Origin of the sequence: Caballeronia sp. SL2Y3, from assembly GCF_022879575.1 — a bacterium.
Classification (GTDB): Bacteria; Pseudomonadota; Gammaproteobacteria; order Burkholderiales; family Burkholderiaceae; genus Caballeronia.
In genome coordinates this window covers 2,633,829-2,651,383 of record NZ_CP084260.1, presented here as the reverse complement: position 1 = coordinate 2,651,383, position 17,555 = coordinate 2,633,829, and the positions used below count along the sequence as shown (strand labels likewise).

The 17,555-nt window shown below is 62.8% G+C and carries 17 protein-coding genes; 7 read left to right on the top strand and 10 right to left on the bottom strand.

The features are described from left to right. Nucleotides 1-8: 8 nt before the first annotated feature. Genes fliO through fliL form a run of 4 tightly spaced genes read right to left on the bottom strand, consistent with a single transcriptional unit; the run spans nt 9 to nt 2,474 of the window. The gene (gene fliO / locus LDZ26_RS12580; RefSeq protein WP_244847480.1) at nt 9-524 is read right to left on the bottom strand and encodes a flagellar biosynthetic protein FliO; all 516 of its coding nucleotides are present in this window, start codon (nt 522-524) and stop codon (nt 9-11) included. Continuing rightward, complete coding sequence (gene fliN / locus LDZ26_RS12575; RefSeq protein WP_175938540.1) at nt 521-955, bottom strand: flagellar motor switch protein FliN; 435 nt, start codon at nt 953-955, stop codon at nt 521-523. Before fliN ends, fliO begins: the two co-directional genes overlap by 4 nt. Next, on the bottom strand, nt 948-1,949 hold the full coding sequence (gene fliM / locus LDZ26_RS12570) for a flagellar motor switch protein FliM (protein ID WP_244847479.1): 1,002 nt from the start codon (nt 1,947-1,949) through the stop codon (nt 948-950). The genes fliN and fliM overlap by 8 nt, the downstream gene beginning before the upstream one ends. 33 nt (nt 1,950-1,982) lie before the next feature. Next, complete coding sequence (gene fliL / locus LDZ26_RS12565; protein WP_244847478.1) at nt 1,983-2,474, bottom strand: flagellar basal body-associated protein FliL; 492 nt, start codon at nt 2,472-2,474, stop codon at nt 1,983-1,985. Between the two features lie 347 nt (nt 2,475-2,821). Here fliL and LDZ26_RS12560 point away from each other — a divergent pair, with 347 nt between their 5' ends. The 4 genes from LDZ26_RS12560 (at nt 2,822) to LDZ26_RS12545 (ending at nt 8,273) form a co-directional block, all read left to right on the top strand. After that, a complete protein-coding gene (locus LDZ26_RS12560) occupies nt 2,822-5,272 on the top strand; it encodes a type VI secretion system Vgr family protein (protein WP_244847477.1) in 2,451 nt (816 codons plus the stop codon). An 82-nt stretch (nt 5,273-5,354) separates the two neighbouring features. Next, complete coding sequence (locus LDZ26_RS12555) at nt 5,355-6,620, top strand: hypothetical protein (RefSeq protein ID WP_244847476.1); 1,266 nt, start codon at nt 5,355-5,357, stop codon at nt 6,618-6,620. A 32-nt stretch (nt 6,621-6,652) separates the two neighbouring features. After that, complete coding sequence (locus LDZ26_RS12550; RefSeq protein ID WP_244847475.1) at nt 6,653-6,961, top strand: hypothetical protein; 309 nt, start codon at nt 6,653-6,655, stop codon at nt 6,959-6,961. Between the two features lie 7 nt (nt 6,962-6,968). Further along, complete coding sequence (locus LDZ26_RS12545; protein ID WP_244847474.1) at nt 6,969-8,273, top strand: PoNe immunity protein domain-containing protein; 1,305 nt, start codon at nt 6,969-6,971, stop codon at nt 8,271-8,273. Nucleotides 8,274-8,753: 480 nt separating this feature from the next. Here the strand turns inward: LDZ26_RS12545 and LDZ26_RS12540 are convergent, their stop codons facing one another. The 6 genes from LDZ26_RS12540 to fliF all read right to left on the bottom strand — a co-directional run bounded on the left by LDZ26_RS12540 (nt 8,754) and on the right by fliF (nt 15,723). After that, nucleotides 8,754-10,196, bottom strand: coding sequence for a flagellar hook-length control protein FliK (locus LDZ26_RS12540; protein ID WP_244847473.1), 1,443 nt, complete (start codon nt 10,194-10,196; stop codon nt 8,754-8,756). Nucleotides 10,197-10,270: 74 nt separating this feature from the next. After that, on the bottom strand, nt 10,271-10,720 hold the full coding sequence (gene fliJ, locus LDZ26_RS12535) for a flagellar export protein FliJ (RefSeq protein ID WP_175938533.1): 450 nt from the start codon (nt 10,718-10,720) through the stop codon (nt 10,271-10,273). A 61-nt stretch (nt 10,721-10,781) separates the two neighbouring features. After that, entirely contained in the window at nt 10,782-12,308 is a 1,527-nt protein-coding gene (fliI, locus tag LDZ26_RS12530; protein WP_244847472.1) for a flagellar protein export ATPase FliI, read from the bottom strand. After that, the gene (gene fliH, locus LDZ26_RS12525; protein ID WP_244847471.1) at nt 12,302-12,982 is read right to left on the bottom strand and encodes a flagellar assembly protein FliH; all 681 of its coding nucleotides are present in this window, start codon (nt 12,980-12,982) and stop codon (nt 12,302-12,304) included. The genes fliI and fliH overlap by 7 nt, the downstream gene beginning before the upstream one ends. Beyond that, the gene (gene fliG, locus LDZ26_RS12520) at nt 12,975-13,970 is read right to left on the bottom strand and encodes a flagellar motor switch protein FliG (RefSeq protein ID WP_175938527.1); all 996 of its coding nucleotides are present in this window, start codon (nt 13,968-13,970) and stop codon (nt 12,975-12,977) included. The genes fliH and fliG overlap by 8 nt, the downstream gene beginning before the upstream one ends. Further along, on the bottom strand, nt 13,960-15,723 hold the full coding sequence (gene fliF / locus LDZ26_RS12515) for a flagellar basal-body MS-ring/collar protein FliF (protein WP_244847470.1): 1,764 nt from the start codon (nt 15,721-15,723) through the stop codon (nt 13,960-13,962). Before fliF ends, fliG begins: the two co-directional genes overlap by 11 nt. A gap of 271 nt (nt 15,724-15,994) precedes the next feature. Between fliF and fliE the strand changes: the two genes are divergently transcribed. The 3 genes from fliE to LDZ26_RS12500 all read left to right on the top strand — a co-directional run bounded on the left by fliE (nt 15,995) and on the right by LDZ26_RS12500 (nt 17,546). Continuing rightward, complete coding sequence (fliE, locus tag LDZ26_RS12510; protein ID WP_175938523.1) at nt 15,995-16,363, top strand: flagellar hook-basal body complex protein FliE; 369 nt, start codon at nt 15,995-15,997, stop codon at nt 16,361-16,363. 402 nt (nt 16,364-16,765) lie between these two features. Next, complete coding sequence (gene fliS / locus LDZ26_RS12505) at nt 16,766-17,185, top strand: flagellar export chaperone FliS (RefSeq protein ID WP_244847469.1); 420 nt, start codon at nt 16,766-16,768, stop codon at nt 17,183-17,185. 31 nt (nt 17,186-17,216) lie between these two features. Then, a complete protein-coding gene (locus tag LDZ26_RS12500) occupies nt 17,217-17,546 on the top strand; it encodes a flagellar protein FliT (RefSeq protein WP_244847468.1) in 330 nt (109 codons plus the stop codon). The last annotated feature ends 9 nt before the right edge of the window (nt 17,547-17,555 follow it).

Sequence of the window (17,555 nt, the reverse complement as noted above, 5' to 3'; positions counted from 1 at the left end):
AACAGGCTCTACTTGCCGGTACTGACGAACTTCTGAAGCCGCTTGTTCGCTTCGCCGGCGAGTGCATCGCGAAAGCGCTGGCCGAACGAGCCCGGCAACGTTTGCGCGGGCGAACCTGCAACGCCGGCCGGCACTTCGGCTTCCGCGGAACCGGCGGGCATCGTGTGAAGCAGCCGCACGTTGCCGGGGCCTGCGCCGAGCACGAGCCACGTATCGCCGACCTCGACCACTGCCACGCGCTCCTTGTTGCCGAGCGATGCGCCGCCCACCACCTTGACGAGTCCGCTGCGCTTGCCGCCCTGATAGCCGAACTTGCGCGCGAGCCATGCGCAGCCGAACACGAAGCCGATGACGACGGCAAGCCCCAGCAGCGTTTGCAGCACCGCGCCGAAGCCGAGCGACGGCACCGCGCTGCCCGCGCCGACGCCCGAGGCGATCTGCGCGGCGTGGTTCACGGCGTTCATGTCGGCGGCGTGGGCGAAGATCGGCGCGGCCAACACGACAACGGTGGCGAGGCGTTTCATCGATTCAGCTTCCGGATACGTTCGGACGGCGTGATGATGTCCGTCAGGCGAATGCCGAACTTGTCGTTCACGACCACCACTTCACCCTGCGCGATCAGACAGCCGTTCACGAGCACGTCCATCGGCTCGCCTGCGAGGCCGTCCAGTTCCACGACCGAGCCCTGCGCCAGTTGCAGCAGGTTGCGGATCGCGATCTTCGTGCGCCCGAGTTCCACCGTCATCTGCACGGGGATGTCGAGAATCATGTCGATGTCGTTGCGCGTCGAGGGCGCCGCGGCCTTCGAAAGCGGCTGAAACACGCCCGCCGATGCGACCGGCGCTTCGTTGCCGTTCTGCTCGGCAAGGGCGCTCGCCCAATCGTCCATCGAGAGTTCTTCGTCTTTCATGTCGGTCGCGCCGGGCTGGGTGCCTTCCTGCATCAGATCACTCATAACTACCTTCCTTCGTCGAATCGCTGGCGCTGCTGATCATGTTCTGGACACGCAGCGCATATTGACCATTGAAAATTCCGTAACCGCATTCCATCACCGGCACGCCGTCCACCTTGGCGACGACGTGCTCGGGAATGTCGATCGGCAAGACATCGCCCGCGCGCATGTTGAGCAGCTTCGCGAACGACGAGCGAATCTCGGCGAGCTCCACCGTCAGTTCCACTTCCGCCGACTGCACCTGCTGCGACAGCACGCGCACCCAGCGGCGGTCCACTTCGAGCGCCTCGCCCTGAATCGGCGAGGAGAGCACATCGCGGATCGGCTCGATCATCGAGTACGGGAAGCAGATGTGCAGCGTACCGCCGATGGAGCCGAACTCGATGGTGAACTGCGTCACGATGACGATTTCGTTCGGCGTCGCGACGTTGGCGAACTGCGTGTGCATCTCCGAGCGCATGTACTCGAACTGCAGCGGGCGCACGCTGCGCCATGACGCCGCGTAGTGCTCGAACACGAGGTTCAGCAGCTTGTGAATGATGCGCTGCTCGGTCTGCGTGAACTCGCGCCCTTCGACGCGCGTATGAAACCGCCCGTCGCCGCCGAACAGGTTATCCACGACGAAGAACACGAGGTTCGGATCGAACACGAACAGCGACGTGCCGCGCAGAGGCTTCACATGGACCAGGTTCAGGTTGGTCGGGATCGGCAGATTGCGCGTGAATTCGCTGTACTTCTGCACCTTCACCGGGCCGACGGAGATTTCCGCCGAACGCCGCATGAAGTTGAAGATGCCCACGCGCATGAGGCGCGCGAAGCGGTCGTTGATGATTTCGAGGCCGGGCATCCGGCCGCGGACGATGCGTTCCTGCGTCGCAATGTTGTACGGACGGACGCCGGCTGGCTTGTTTTCGTCGGAGACTTGGTCGATCTCGCCGGTGACGCCCTTGAGGAGGGCATCGACCTCCTCTTGCGACATGAACTCTTCGTGGCCCATGACTCTCTCGTTCCTTGATTGGGTGCCGGGCGCTTACTGAACGACGAATTCAGTAAAGAGCACTTCCTGGATGTGGGCCGGCTGTTCGGGCGTGCTGGCGGCGGCTTCTACGGTTGCGCGCACTTCGTCTGCGAGCTTGCGTTTGCCGTCGATGCCGGCGAGGTCGTCCGGATGCTTGGCGGAGAGCAGCAGCAGGATGCGGCTGCGGATTTCCGGCATGCGTTCGGTGAGCGCGGCTTGGCCTTTCTCGTCCTTGAGCTTGAGCGTGAGACCGACGCGCAGGTAATGCATGATGCCGTCGTCGGCTTGCAGGTTGACTGTCAGCGACTCGAGCGGGAAGAACACGGGCGGCGGCAGCGGCGCGGGCTTCGCGGGGCCGTGCGCGGATTTGCCGAGCACGAAGTAGGCGCCGCCGGCACCTGCGCCGAGCAGGACGATCGCCCCGATGGCGATGATCAGAATGCGCTTGAGCTTGCCGCTCTTCGCGGGAACGATGGGTTGCTGGTTTGCAGTAGTGGTAGCCATGAATGCGTGCCTCTTTCGATAGGTTGAATTGTTCGCTATCGCGGCTTGTCGTGATGGGTCGAACAGAGGGGGTTTTTGGTGCCTTTTTGGGGTTCTCGGGCGGTTGGTCAGGGGGGGCGGCCCGTGATGACCCCGTGCGGTGCGTCACAACCCCGCAATACAATTTTTGCGAGAAATCCGATTCCGCACCTTCGGCTGATCTTCATCCGTCGGAACTCGTCTCTGTTCGCCGCGTGGTCAGCGCCTCCGTGCGCGCTGTCACCCGGCGTGTCTAAACCCACGACGCAAAATCAGAATTTCCGAGTTCGGAAAAACTTTCCTGTTAGCCATACTTGACGTGACAGTCGATGCGTATTGACGAACCGACTTCAGAGTTTGAAACGAAGCCCCGGCTCGCTTGGACATTCCCGCAATCACTTATGCCGCGTCAATCCGATCTACGGTTCACTTTCACGGCCGCAAGTAGCCTCAACCTCGATGTGATCGAATTCGACTTGATCGAGGCGCTATCGCAGCCGTTCGAGTTGAAGCTTCAACTCTCCAGCCCGGACCCCGCCATTGATTTTGGCAAGGTGCTCGACCAGCCGGCGCTTTTCACGATATGGCGCGGCGACGTGCCCGTGCGCTATGTCCACGGCATCACCGTCACCTTTGAGCAGGGAGAGACAGGATTTCGTCGGACGGTCTATCACGCTGTCGTCACGCCGAGTCTAAGTCGCGCCTCGCTCAGCAGCGATTGGCGTATTTTCCAGCAGCAGTCCATCCCTCAAATCTTGCAGACGCTGATGCGCGAGCAAGGCATCACCGACTATGAGCAGCAGATCTATCTGCCGCACCTGGAACGCGAATACTGCGTGATCCCCGGCGAGACCCTCATGGGCTTCATTGACCGTGTCTCCGCCGAAGAGGGGCTCTTTTACGCCCACACCTTCTCGGCGAACGGCCATCGCCTGATCCATGGCGACAAGGTTACCGTGCATGGCGCGATCGAAGGCGGTCCGGTTCCGTATAACCCCAATCCTGGCGGCGACGAGCCCGAACCGGGCTTGCGCAGCTTCCGCTATACCGAGCAAGTGAGGACGGCGCGCCAAAGCCAGCGCGACTATACATTCAAGAACCCGCGCTACAGCCAGGAGCACACCCGCGACGGTGTCAGTCTCGACCATCAAGGCCGCGACTATGAGCGCTACGATTGGCCCGGGCGGTACAAGCAAGACGAGGCTGGGCGTCCGTTCACGGAAACGCGGCTGCTGGCGCTGCGGCGTGACGCGCGACGCGCGAGCGCCGAGGGCGACGACGCACGGCTGATTCCCGGCATGGCCTTCCAACTCATCGATCACCCTCGTGAGGAATGGAATCGCGGTTGGCGACCCGTGCGTATCGAGCACCACGGCAAGCAGCACGTCAGCCAGCAGGAAGAGTCGGCGGACGCTGAACAAGGCACGTACTACCGCTACGAGGCCGAGCTCATACCCGACGATGTCGAGTGGAAAGCGCCCTTGTTACCGAAGCCGCGCATCGATGGGCCACAAATCGCGACCGTCGTAGGACCGGCAGGCGAAGAGATATTCTGCGACGAGTTCGGGCGGGTCAAGATTCAATGGCCCTGGGACCGTAACGGCAACAACGACGAGCACAGTTCATGCTGGATTCGCGTCGCGCAGAACTGGGCCGGGGCCACGTGGGGTCATATGGCCATTCCCCGCGTCGGTCAGGAAGTGCTTGTCGCTTTTCTCGACGGCGATCCGGATCAGCCAATCATCGTCGGGCGCACGTACAACGCGCAGAATCTGCCGCCATATGAACTCCCGCGTCACAAGACGCGCATGACCATCAAAAGCCAGACGCATAAAGGCGATGGCTTCAACGAGTTGCGCTTCGAAGACGAACAGAATCAGGAAGAGATTTACGTCCACGCTCAGAAGGATCAGAACATCCACGTCAATCACGACGAGACGACTTTCGTCGGTCACGACCGTCGCGAGAACGTCGAGAATGATGAAACGATCGGAATCGGGCATGACCGCACCGAGACGGTCGGCAACGACGAGCAAGCGAGCATCGGGCGCAATCGCAGTCATCTAATTGGCGCAGACGATTCGTTGGCCGTTGGCCGCAACCATTCCGTCAGCGTGGGCAAGGACCGCATAGACAGGGTCGGCAATCACCGACGAGACACCACGGCGGCCAACCACATCATCGAAACGGGTGGTCACGTCGAACATACCGTGCAGGGTCATCACCAGCTAAGGGCGGCCCAAAGTATCGAGCGCAAGACCCAGCGTTATGAACTGCACGTCAGCGACAAGATCGTCCTCAAAAGCGCAGGCGGTACGCTCACGCTCGACGGCTCTGGCATCACGCTGGAAGGCCTGGCCGTCCACATCAAGGGCGCGGTTTCCATGCAGACCGGTGGCGCAGGTCAGGCGCTGAACATCGCCGGGGCATCCTATGACGGCCTTCCCGGCGACCCCATTGAAATCGACTACCGTTACGACGATCTCGATCCAATCCCGCATGCACCTTACCGGCTCACGTTCGACAACGGCGTTGTCATGCAGGGACTGTTAGACGAAAAGGGTCGCGCCACAATCAACAATGCACCGCCCGGACCCTACAAGCTCGAATTGGGCGAAGACCCGCGCGAATGGCAACCGGAGCGCACCGAGGCAGCGCCCGCGTATCTCGAGGCATCGGCACAGATCGTGGCGCGCGCAAGCATCGAGAAGGCGCGCAAAGCGTTGCTGCAAGCCGGCTACGACCGAAAACCTTCTTCTTCCAACGGGGACCAATTCTGATGAGCTGGGCGATACTCGACGATATCGAACAATTCCTCACCGAGCTGGTGGTAGGCGACTTCAGGAAGAGCAGCACGTCTCTGTGCAGATTGCCAGCGGCGTGATTCAACTGATCCCCATTCTGGGACAGGTCATGGCTGTTCGCGATGTGGCTGGCAGCATCTTTCTGATTAACAAGAAAGGCGGCATCGAGCGCGTGGGACTGGAGGAAAAGGTCAATCTCGCGTTTTCGGTGATCGGTGCCATTCCCGAGGCCGGTGCGGTGTTCAAAACGGTCTTCAGGCCACTGCGGAAAGAACGCAAGCTCGCCAAGACGCTGGTGAACACGGGCGTAGACATGCTGGAGCGCATGCGCGGAATGAGCAAAGGCGGAGCCGTGCGCTGGATCAAGGCTTTTGACTGGACAAGCCGAACGGCGCAAGCGATTGCCTTCGGCAATCAGGCGCTGACGAACTGCATCCAGATGCTCGATACGCTAGCGGCGGGCGCGTGGTGGATACCGGATAACCTGCAAAACCTTGCGCGTGACCTTTCGCCGAAGTTGCGCGCAATGCAGGGCAAGCTAGATACTCCGATCAAGGAGGGCGCGCAGGCCATCAAGGACTTTCTCACTGAGATGCTAGGCGAGGATGCCGCTGCGGTGGTGCTGGCCGTGGGCGAAACGGCCGCGTTGAACGCCCCGCGGGCCGGCGCTCACGGGAACCACGAAACCGCTGCACCGTCGTCCCGCAAGTCACCGCATGAAGAGCCGCACCCGAAGGCCCCTCATGAGACGCCGCATACGGAGGGCCAGCCGCAGAAGCATAAGGACGTGCAGGAACAACCACGAGTCAACGGGAAGCCCGACGCCGGACGCGCTGCTTCGGCCTTTCAACGCACAGCGGCGAAGCTGAAAGACGTCACACTGAACGCAGCGAACGGCTTAATTGGCGAGCACATCGTCGATTACCACTGCATCGAGAAAATGGGCTGGGGGTTGAAATGGAACGCTCACGACTGTATGCAGCAGGGAGGTGGCTGGTCGGGAGCGGAGCAAGGAATTTATGGAGTACCGCGAAAGATCACCGATGGCGAGAAACCTGTCTACCTATGCACACCTAGCGGAACTGTTTTCAGAAATGGCATCGATTCGGCGTTTCTCACTAACCGAACAACACCCGGCCAGCAATATGCAATTGTGGAAGCCAAGGCACGTGTTCTATATACGGGATCGCTTTATGGGTTGTTGAGCGAGCAAAAGGTGAGGCCACAAAACGGGAAGGCGGACAGGGCAAAAAAAGCGGCACGAAAACGAGTTCTGCAACGGAGACCGTTACTACGGCTGCGAGTACATCGGCGAGTATGGTAATGCAGATGAGTCACAAATGGATTAGGTCGCACTTGAGCGAAATTCCGGAGCCTCACCAATTCCCCATCCGAAAGCGTAACTATACTCGCCATGTCATGCTGGTCACTTCCGTTCAGGCGCTAGATCATTTGACCGCTCTGGAGAAGATTCTCGTCAATAAAATGGTGTTGCAGCCCGCGAAGGCGCAACAGTTCGCGGCCGATCACAACGACCATGAGCCTTATGAAAAATTCGGCGATGAGGAACTGAACGAGGCAGAGGCTACTTTCATAGAAAGAGGCGGCAGCGCAAAGCGGACCGCCAAGTCGGGCAATGCAAAGGGTACGGCAACGACATTTTAGGAACCAAATGACGAACGATTTTACGGAGAAGCGGCGGCAATTGCTTCTTCCTCAGACAGCCTATGAAGCTACAGTGGCATACTATCGAAACGGCATCAGCGAGACGCTTGAAGAAATCAAAAGCACTTCGAACCGAGCTGTTTTGAGTTGCTGCCATGATGCTATATCGAATAACTTATGGAAGATATGGCAACTGCGCTACACCGCTGGTGACAATCTTGCAGACCTCGCTCAAGAGCTGGATGAAATTGTCAAGCACCATGAGTTGTATGCAGAGCTTGACGACGACTTTTACGATCCCTTCATTCTCGATGAGGCAATCGACCCTTACATCGATTATCTGAACCTGCTTTCGGTGACTATCCTGTTGCACCGTGAAGACTTGATACCGCGTATCTACGGGCTGATCGAGGGAGGCGCTTATGATGGGCACGACTTGGTGATTGAGGAACTGCTGAAGTTCTACCTACCCGGTCGCCCAGAAATTGACGAATGGTTGTGGAATCAGCCTTACCGTATCGCCTTGGAAGCGCTGGATGAGAAAACCGCCGCCGAACGCGAAAACGGCATGCGGGAGTACGTCAAAGCGTGGTATCCCAGCATGAAGGGGCGCGCGGGGTTCTGGGGCAAGCACACCAAGATCGACAAGAACAACCTGATCGACTACACCGGCTACTGGACGATGGAAGCGGCCGCGCTGTCGTACCTCTTCGACATCGACGACAGCAGCTACCGCGACGAGATGGTCTATCCGAAGGATTTGGCAGACTACGCTCGCTCGCAGCCACGCCGCACCCCTGAAGCCGCGCTTCGGGCAATTCCGCCGTCGCCGACCGAAGCCGGACAAGCGTGTCCAAGAGAAGGCTGGTGGTCCACTTCGGCCAAGCGCGACTCGCGCCGCTACTTCGCGCTCGGCGAGGTGTTTCCGGCTATTCCCAGCGCGACCGCGCGCGGCTTCGTGCTCTGGCAGTGGGAAGACGACCAGACGGTTTCTCCATCCGCGCCGCTCGTGCAGGCGTCAAGCGGTGAAGCGGCGGCACGCGTGGGTCTTTGGCGCATGGACAGCGACGCTCGCGTGCGCTGCTACGTCCAGCAAGGCGAGCCCTTGCCGCTGCACTCGGGCCAGCCTGTCCGCTGGATATGGCTCGAAGATACGCCCGGTATGCGCGCACGTTCAGGCGAACCGTGCCCTTATCCAGGCGTCTGGACCTGCGAGGAAGCGCCGAGCATCGAGCGTGCGTTCGGCCATGGAGTGACCTTACCGACGCTGGACGGACGCGCGGTGACATGGCGTTTGGTCAGGTTGATCTAAACAACTGAAACGGGAGGTGTCCCAGCGTCACACGGCGAAGTACGGTCCCGCTTGCACTCGCCTAGGTAACGCCCCTCCCGCCACTCCAGATTGCGGGGACGGTCCGATGGCTTGACCGGTCGTGCCGCCTCTTCGTGGTCTCGCTCGTGCAATCGAGAGAATAATCAATGCAATCAGAAAGAGAATTCACGGCAACGCCGGAACAGGTTGTCGCTCTACTATCCCTTGGGCAAGCTGAGGGCCAATGACTTGCTGCGAAGTGACCACACTGTTGATGCTGCGGGCCAAAAAAAGCTGCTTTCTTTGGTCGCTTTCTTTGCAGCAGTGTCAAAGAAAGTGACCCCCGCCCCGGAAAGGGGCAACGCTAATAGACCGACACAAATACAAGTTTCACGAACGAACGAAAGAAAGAACGAAAGAAAGAGCGGTGCAACGCCAACGACCGAAGCCGAACCAACGCCAATCGAGAAACAAAAGCCCTTAAGCAAAAGTATCCACAAGCCCCACAGTCCGCCTCACGACCGCAGCAACGCCCCCGCCAGCGGCCTCGAGACCGCCGCCGCCAGCACCCCGCCCTCCGCGAGAGGAAGAAGAACCCCCGCCCTGACCATCCCCCTGCGACTGGCGCGCAAACGCCGACCCATCCGACACACTGGTACTGCCCAGACTGATGCCATTGGCCTCCATCGCCTCGCGAAGCTTCGGCATGGCGGCTTCCACCGCCTCACGCACCTGCGCATGCTGCGACACGAAGAGCGCGTGCGCATGGTTGTCGGCGACCTGAAGCGTCACCTGCAGCGGCCCGAGATCCTTCGGATTCAACGTCAGTTCGGCGCTCTGCTGATCCGATTTCGACACGAACACCACCTTCTGGCTGAACGCATCGTCCCAGCCGGATGCGCCCACGTGCGGCGCAATCGCCGCGCTCGTCGCCGACGTCATAGCGCCTTGCGGACTCGATACGCCCGAATTCGCCGATGCCGCCTGCAACGCCACCGCATGCGCCGCTGCATCGGCAGACTGCTTGTACGCGGCGCTTGCGCCATCGCCGGCCGGCGTCAGCGCGTCCTGCGCCGTGGCAAGCGCGGCGGCGTTCGTCTGCGCCGCGCTCGCGGCGGCGTTCTTCGCATCGCCCGATGCGCCGTTCGTCAACACGATGCCGCGCGCACCCTTCGCGCCCGCGCCGAGTAAGGCGCCCTGCGTGTCGCTCGTCCCGTCAGCAGCCTTCGCGCCGCTCGCAGCATTGCCGCCGTTGACGCTCGTATGCGCAGCCGCAGCCACGGCAACCGCATTGGCCGGCGTGCCGTTCATCGCTGCGAGCGCGGCTTGCAGCGCGTCCTCTGCCGATTTCGCGTCGGTGCTCTTCTTCGCGTCGCCGGTCGCCGATGCGTCGCCGTCCGTCGATGCCGCCGTGGCCGCGCCAGTCGCCGCATCGGTGAGCGCGGCGAGCGTTGCGTCGTCGGCATCGGCATTCGCGGGCTTGGCGGCGTTGGCGGCGTCGGCGCGCGCCTTCGCTTCGGCGGCGGCTTTCGCGGCGGCATCGGCTGCATTCGCGGGCTTCGCGTTCGCGCTCGCCTCGGCATTCGCGGCCGGCTTCGACGCGTCCGCGCCGTCGCTCTTGTCCGCATGCTTCGGCGCGTCGTGCGTCGCGTCGGTCTTGCCGTTCGCGTCCGCCGATGTCGACGCCTGCGCGTCATCGCTCTTGCCGGCGTTCGCGCTGTCGTCGGGCTTCGGGGTGTCGTGCACGCTCGACTTGTCGCCGGACGTGAGCGCCTTCGCCGCGAGGGCGTCCGCGTTCGCGCGGTCGGTGATGCCTTGCAGCGTCTGCCCGAACGAAACGCCCGCGCTCGCCGCGCGCTTGGCCGTCGATGCGCCCGACGAGCTCGCGCCCGCAAGCGCGCCGATGGTTGAAACGGAGGACATATTCGACCTCTTAAATCCTGTAATGAACTACACGCGGCGCTCGCTGCCATGACAGCAGCGCCGCTAAAAATCCGTCAGGCGCGCTCGGCTCGCATGCGCAGCACCTTCGCCGCGTGCTCGTCCGCTTCGCGCTGTTCGACACGCGCCGCTTTGCGCGCGAGAACCGCTTCGCCCCGTGCCGCCAGCACTTCGTAGCTGCCGACCTTCTGCTTCTTGAGCCGCCACTCCGGCTTCGCCGCCTCGATGCGCTGATCCGCCGTCACGAGCAGCATGCGCTGCTGCGCGATGGCCGAATCGAGCGTATCGACGAACGCCTGGAAATTGCGCAGCGTCTGCGCCGTCGTGCCTTGCTGGGCGGATGCCGTGAAGCGCGCGTGATACTCGTCGCGGTAAGCAACGAGCGATTCGAGCTGTTTCTCGGCTTCGTTGCGTTCCTGCTGCAACTTTCCGAGCTTCTTGGTGGCGGCGTCGAGCTCTTCTTGCGCGAGTTCGATGAGCGTGTTGATAGGCAGATTCTTGGACATGACGTGGCGGTTCCTGTGGTCTTCAGGGCTCTACGTGTTCTTATGACGAATGGCTCGAATACTAGTCGAAAAGCTGATGCAACAAATCAAGACTCGGTTCGAAATTTGCCTGCTCACGAAAACCTTGCTGTAAAAACGACTCCATCCGCGGGTACAGCGCAATCGCGCGGTCGAGCAGCGCGTCGCGGCCGCTCGAATACGCGCCCACGTTGATGAGATCGCGGTTGCGCTGGTAGCGCGACAGCATCTGCTTGAAGAGGCGCACGCGCTCAAGATGCTTTTCGTCGATGAGCGAAGTCATCGCGCGGCTGATGGACTGCTCGATGTCGATAGCCGGGTAATGCCCCGCCTCCGCGAGCGACCGGTTCAGCACGATATGGCCGTCCAGAATGGCCCGCGCCGAGTCGGCGATCGGGTCTTGCTGGTCGTCGCCTTCGGTCAGCACCGTATAGAACGCCGTGATGGAACCGCCGCCTTCCGGCCCGTTGCCGGTACGCTCGACGAGCGCCGGCAGCTTGGCGAACACCGAAGGCGGATAGCCCTTCGTCGCGGGCGGCTCGCCGATAGCGAGCGCGATCTCGCGCTGCGCCATCGCATAGCGCGTGAGGGAATCCATCAGCATCAGCACGTGCTTGCCCTGATCGCGGAAATATTCGGCGAGCGAAGTGGTGTACGCGGCGGCCTGCATCCGCAGCACCGGCGACACGTCCGCAGGCGCGGCCACGACGACCGAACGCGCGAGACCGTCCTCGCCCAGAATCTGCTCGATGAACTCCTTCACTTCGCGGCCGCGTTCGCCGATCAGCCCGATCACGATCACTTCCGCGCTCGTATAGCGCGCCATCGTGCCGAGCAGCACCGACTTACCGACGCCGGAACCCGCGAACAGGCCCATGCGCTGGCCGCGCCCGACCGTCAGCAGCGAGTTGATCGCGCGTACGCCCACGTCGAGCACCTTGTGAATCGGCTCGCGGTTCAGCGGATTGATGACCGGCGCGGCGAGCGGCGCATCGACCTTCGCGCCGAGCGGGCCGAGCCCGTCGAGCGGACGGCCGGACGCATCGACCACGCGGCCGAGCATTTCCCAGCCGACGGGAAGACGCTTCGCGCCCGCCATCGGATCGTTGATCGGCGCGCTTTCCAGCGGATAGACGCGCGCGCCGGGCAGAAGGCCGCCCATTTCGGTGGTCGGCATCAGAAAGAGCTTGTCGCCCGCGAAGCCGACGACTTCGGCTTCCGCCGTCGGGATCGCGCTGCCGGGCGGCAGTTCGATCATGCATTCGGAGCCGACGCCCATCTTGAGCCCGACCGCTTCGAGCACGAGGCCGGCGGCGCGCGTGAGCCGCCCGCACGGACGCAGCGGCTTCGCGATGGCGTTGCGCGACTTCATCGCGTCGAGCTTGTCGCGCCACGCGTCGATGTGCGGATTGCCCGCGAGCTTCGCGAGTTCGGCGATGGTGTGCGCGGCGTGCGCGTCGGGTGCGGCGTCGCCTGCGGCTTCTTCGCTCGCGAGCGGCCCGAACGACGCCCGCGCGATTTCCTGTTCCAGCGCGGACAGCCCGTCCTGCGTGATTCGATGGTTCACCACGGCTTGTTCCTCCCGAGCGCGGCAGAGACGCGTTCCCAGCGCGACGCGTTGGTCGCGTCGATTTCGCCGGTCGCGGCGTGCGCCTTGCAGCCGCCGCGTTCGATGGCCGGGTCCGGACGCACCGTCCAGCCCGCCGATTCCAGTTCATCCTTCAGATACGAATCGACGATCGGCAGGTCGGCCGGGCTCACGATCAGCGTCGGCGCGCCCGACAGTTCCGGCTCGGCGGCGATCACTTCACGGGCGACTGCGACGAGCGCGGTCGGATCGAGCGCCAGATGCTGACGCACGACCTGCTGCGCGATATCGACGGCCAGCGCGGCCAGCGTTTCGGCGATGGCGGCGTCGGCAGCCTGAAGCGCGGTCTTGAACGCATCGGCGATCTGCGCGAGTTGCGCCGCCTGCGCGAGCGCTTCCTTGCGGCCGTCCTCGAAACCCTTCGCGTGGCCTTGCTCGAAACCCGCCTGATAGCCGAGCGCCTGACCGGCGACGTGCCCTTTGGCGACGCCGTGCGCGTGCGCGTCTTCCTCGATGCGGCGCAGATGCGCTTCGAGCGCCGCCTGTTCCGCCGCGCTGTTGTCGACGGTGACGGGATCGAACGACGCCATCTCCCAGCGTTGATACGCGGAGACGGGCGCTTTCTCGCCCCGGTTCTGGGTGGCGGCGTCAGACATACGCGTCCTCCGCCTTGCCGCCTAGCTGAATCTGGCCGTTTTCCGCCAGATTGCGGACGATCTGGAGAATCTTGCGCTGCTGCTGCTCGACTTCCGACACGCGCACCGGACCGCGCGAATCGAGGTCTTCGGCGAGCAGTTCGGCCGCGCGCTGCGACATGTTCGAGAGGAACTTCTGACGCAGCCCGGGCTGCGCGCCCTTCAGCGACACGATCAGCGTTTCGGATTCCACTTCCTTCAGCAGCAACTGGATCGCGCGGTCTTCCAGGTCGAGCAGGTTCTCGAACACGAACATCTGGTCGATGATCTTCTGCGCCAGTTCCGCGTCGTACTCGCGCACGTTCGACAGCACGCCTTCTTCGTGATTGCTCGACATGAAGTTGAGAATCTCCGCCGCCGTGCGAATGCCGCCCATCGGCGCGCGCTTCAGGTTGTCGCTGCCGGAAAGCAGCGTCGTGAGCACGTCGTCGAGTTCGCGCAGCGCGGCGGGCTGAATGCCGTCGAGCGTCGCGATGCGCAGGAGCACGTCGTTGCGCAGGCGGTCGTTCAGGAGCGACACGATTTCCGACGCCTGATCGCGGTCCAGGTGCACGAGAATCGTCGCGATGATCTGCGGATGCTCGTTCTTGATGAGTTCCGCGACCGCGCCCGAGTCCATCCACTTGAGGCCTTCGATACCGCTCGTATCGCTGCCTTGCAGAATGCGGTCGATCAGCGCGCCGGCTTTGTTCTCGCCGAGCGCCTTCGTCAGCACGGAGCGGATGTACTCGCTCGAATCGAGCGACAGCGCCGTGTGCTTCTCGGCTTCCCCGACGAATTCGGTCAGCACGTTGTCGAGCTGCTCGCGCGTCACGTTCTTGAGCGCCGCCATCGTGGCGCCGATCTTCTGCACCTCGCGCGGGGCGAGATACTTGAAAACTTCGGCGGCTTCTTCCTCTCCGATCGACATCAGGAGGAGCGCGGCTTTATTGAGACCTTCAGCGTTCATCGGACACCCAGTTTTTCACGACCGTCGCGACGATTCTCGGGTCCTGGCGCGCGACCATTCGCGCGTAGTCGAGATTTCGATCGAATTTGGCCTTGTTGCTTTCATGGCCGAGGAGGCTGACCTCGGCATCCTTGTCTTCGTCCTGCTTCGCTTCGCCGCTGAGCGTGGGACCGTCGAGCAGCGAGAGTTCGTCGGCTGCGGCGAGCGCGGGCGTTTCTTCCGGCGGCGGCGGGAACGCGCGGCGCATTGCGGGCTTTACCATGCTGAAGTACAGGAACAGCCCGACGATGCCGATACCCACGTACTTCGCGAGCGAGATGCCGCGCGCAATCATGTCCGGCGTGCGCCACCAGGGCACGGCGGGCGTCAGGTCCGAGTCCGACGAGAACGCGCTGTTCACCACGTTGACCGAATCGCCGCGCTTCTCGTCGAAGCCCATCGCGTCCTTCACGAGCTGCTGCACTTGGGCGAGCTTGTCGGCGGCGAGCGGCTTCATCGTGACGTTGCCCTTGGCATCGACCTGGCGCTCGTAGTTGACGACCACTGCCACGGACAGACGCTTGATGCCGCCCGTCGCCTGCTCGTAGTGGCGCACGGTGCGATCCACTTCGTAGTTCGTCGTCGTGTCCTTGCGCAGGTTGCTCGGCGCGGAACGCGTGGCGGTCGTGCCCGAGGCGGCAGCGTCGATCGGCGCGGACGCCGGCTGCGGCGGCTGGTTCGACAGCGCGCCCGGCACGCCCGAGGCGCCGCTGCCCGACGTTTCGCTCGATTCGCTCGACTGCTGGCTGCGAATAGCCGTGTTCTGCGGGTTGGCGTTCGGGCCGTAGCTTTCGGCGGTCTGTTCGAGCTTCGAGAAGTCGATGTCGGCGCTCACTTGCGAACGCGCATTGCCCGCGCCGAAGAGCGGCGAAAGAATCGCGTCGATGCGTTTTTGCGTGTTGTGCTCGATTTGCTGCACGTACTTCAGTTGCGACGCGTCGAGACCGTTGACGGCGCTCTGGCTTGTGAGCAGGTTGCCGTCCTGATCGGCGATGTTCACGTTCTTGACCGGCATGTCCGGCACGCCCGAGGCCACCATGTGCGCGATCGCGAGCACTTGCCCTTCGTCGAGCACGCGGCCCGGGTAGAGGTTCACCATCACGGAAGCGGTCGGCAATTCCTTGTCGCGCACGAACACGCTCGGCTTCGGAATGGCCAGATGCACGCGCGCCGACTTCACCGACGAAATGGAACCGATGGTGCGCTCCAGCTCGCCTTCGAGCGCGCGCTGGTAGTTGATCTGCTCGGCGAACTGGCTGATGCCGAATTTCTGGTTGTCCATCAGCTCGAAGCCGACCGAGCCGTTTTTCGGCAAGCCCTGGCTCGCGAGACGCAGACGCGTTTCGTGAACCTGCTCGGCCGGCACGAGAATGGCGCCGCCGCCGTCGGACAGCTTGTAGGGAATGTTGCCCTGCTGAAGCGCGGTCACGATCGCGCCGCCGTCGCGATCCGACAGATTGCTGAACAGCACGCGATAGTCCGGCTGGCGCGACCACATCAAGAGGCCGGCGACGACCATCGCCAGAATAGCGACGGCGACGATCAGCGGCACGCGCGGGTTCGAGCGGAACTGCGAAAGCATTGGCACCCGCTGCGCGAAACCGCCGGCGGAAAGGCCCGCGCCCGCCGCGGGCGCACCTGCCGCGCCCGGCTGCGCACCCGCCAGGCCCATTCTGGCGTCGGGCGTGATCAATGAGTTGTTGGGCGTTTCCATTAGCGTCGAGGCTCCGAATCTTGGCTTCTTCCCGCGCCGCAGTGTCGTCCGCGGTAAAGGAAGTCTTTTCACGAGACGGATTATCCGCACTACCTTGCAAGTCGATTCGGTGAATAGAGCGGGGTTTTCCCCGTTCTTCGTACGCTTCGGAACGAGGCCCGCTGCTAATCTTTTTCATACCCGGACGAGCCATTTTTACCGGCCCGTCCGAGCCGGCCAGACGCCGGCAATTCCACGGTCCTGCATCAATTTGCTGTCACACGGAGTCAATATGAACTTTCCGATCAATCCGCTTTCCGCCGCGATGAGCGCCATTCAGTCGATGTCGGCGCAGGCAGCCGGCGGCGCAGGCAGTGCGGCCACGGTGGCGTCCGGCGCGGTGACCGGTCAAAGCGCGGGTTCGGGCGCGGCCACCGCAGGCAGCTTCGCGGACGCGCTGAAGTCGTCCATCGACAAGATCAGCGCCAACCAGACGACCGCGCTCAACGAGGCGCATGCATTCGAAATCGGCGCGCCGAACGTTTCGCTCAACGACGTGATGGTGGACATGCAAAAGGCCAACGTCGGCCTGCAGTTCGGCTTGCAGGTGCGCAACAAGCTCGTGAGCGCCTACAACGACATCATGCAGATCTCCGTCTGACCCCGGCGAGCGCCGCGTACCGCTTCGATCCTGCCTTTACGCGTGGTTTCGCCCTCAAACCCTTGCGCCCTAAAGCTTTTGCGTGTTTCTCCGATAACCCCGTTAGCAGCCCGGCGAACGACGGTTCGCTCGCGAAAGCGAGCCGCGCCATCGTATTTCGAGCCGGAGCGGACGTTCGCAGGCCGGAAAAAGCCGGCGCAGACGCGGAAGCGGCACGGCGACGTGCCGCGTGCTTCGCGTCGCGGGGAATACAGGTTGCAGGCGGCGCGGGTGAGGGCTTGGAGCCACGCTCGCCGGCTGCATTGATTTGCACGGGACGAGACGGGGCCGGAACACGCGCGAACGCGCGCGCCGGCTAACCGGGGCGAGAAGCCGTAACAGTCGTCGAGACAGGAGCCATCGATGTTTTCGCAGGGACAGGCGGGAGCCAACGCATATGCGCGCGTGGGCGTTCAGACCGGCGTCATGGGAGCGAGCCCGCACCGGCTCATCGTGATGCTGTATCAGGGCGCGCGGCAGGCCATCGCGCAGGCGCGCATGCATACGCAGCAGAACAACGTGGGCGCGCGCGGCCAGGCGATCGGCAAGGCAATCAACATCGTCGAAAGCGGTCTTCAGCAGGCGCTCAACAAGGACGCGGGCGGCGAAATCGCACAGCGGCTCGACGCGCTCTATTCGTATATGACGCGGCGTCTCTTGCAGGCGAACATGGAGCAGAGCGAGACGATGCTCGTGGAAGTCGACAATCTGCTGGCCACGCTCGAGGAAGCGTGGGTCGGTATCGGACCGGAAGTGGCGCAAATGACCGCCGCGGCCGTCTGAACGAAAATCGGTGGGCGACTGCCGGAGAAGAATGAAAACGACAGAAGAATATTTCGCTCACTACGAAGCCATTGCCGCGCTGTCCGCCCAGATGCTGAGAGCGGCGCGCGAAGGCGACCTGGGCGATCTGAAGGCGATGCAGGGCACGTATCGCGACCTCGTCGAACAGTTGAAGGACGCCGACCACGGCTCCGCGCTCGACGAGACCGCGCGGGCGCGCAAGCTGGACCTCGTGAAGAAGATTCTCGCCGACGACGCCGCCATCCGCGACCTCACATCGCCGAGTCTCGCGCGCCTGTCCGCGCTCTTCGCGGTCAACAGTCCGGCGCGCGTGCTCAAAAAGATGATAGGACTGCGTTAGGCAGACACG

Coding starts and splice junctions, on each gene's coding strand:
- fliO (WP_244847480.1), bottom strand. CDS start 524: ATGAAACGCCTCGCCACCGTTGTCGTGTTGGCCGCGCCGATCTTCGCC.
- fliN (WP_175938540.1), bottom strand. CDS start 955: ATGAGTGATCTGATGCAGGAAGGCACCCAGCCCGGCGCGACCGACATG.
- fliM (WP_244847479.1), bottom strand. CDS start 1,949: ATGGGCCACGAAGAGTTCATGTCGCAAGAGGAGGTCGATGCCCTCCTC.
- fliL (WP_244847478.1), bottom strand. CDS start 2,474: ATGGCTACCACTACTGCAAACCAGCAACCCATCGTTCCCGCGAAGAGC.
- LDZ26_RS12560 (WP_244847477.1), top strand. CDS start 2,822: ATGCGTATTGACGAACCGACTTCAGAGTTTGAAACGAAGCCCCGGCTC.
- LDZ26_RS12545 (WP_244847474.1), top strand. CDS start 6,969: ATGACGAACGATTTTACGGAGAAGCGGCGGCAATTGCTTCTTCCTCAG.
- LDZ26_RS12540 (WP_244847473.1), bottom strand. CDS start 10,196: ATGTCCTCCGTTTCAACCATCGGCGCGCTTGCGGGCGCGAGCTCGTCG.
- fliJ (WP_175938533.1), bottom strand. CDS start 10,720: ATGTCCAAGAATCTGCCTATCAACACGCTCATCGAACTCGCGCAAGAA.
- fliH (WP_244847471.1), bottom strand. CDS start 12,982: ATGTCTGACGCCGCCACCCAGAACCGGGGCGAGAAAGCGCCCGTCTCC.
- fliG (WP_175938527.1), bottom strand. CDS start 13,970: ATGAACGCTGAAGGTCTCAATAAAGCCGCGCTCCTCCTGATGTCGATC.
- fliF (WP_244847470.1), bottom strand. CDS start 15,723: ATGGAAACGCCCAACAACTCATTGATCACGCCCGACGCCAGAATGGGC.
- fliE (WP_175938523.1), top strand. CDS start 15,995: ATGAACTTTCCGATCAATCCGCTTTCCGCCGCGATGAGCGCCATTCAG.
- fliS (WP_244847469.1), top strand. CDS start 16,766: ATGTTTTCGCAGGGACAGGCGGGAGCCAACGCATATGCGCGCGTGGGC.
- LDZ26_RS12500 (WP_244847468.1), top strand. CDS start 17,217: ATGAAAACGACAGAAGAATATTTCGCTCACTACGAAGCCATTGCCGCG.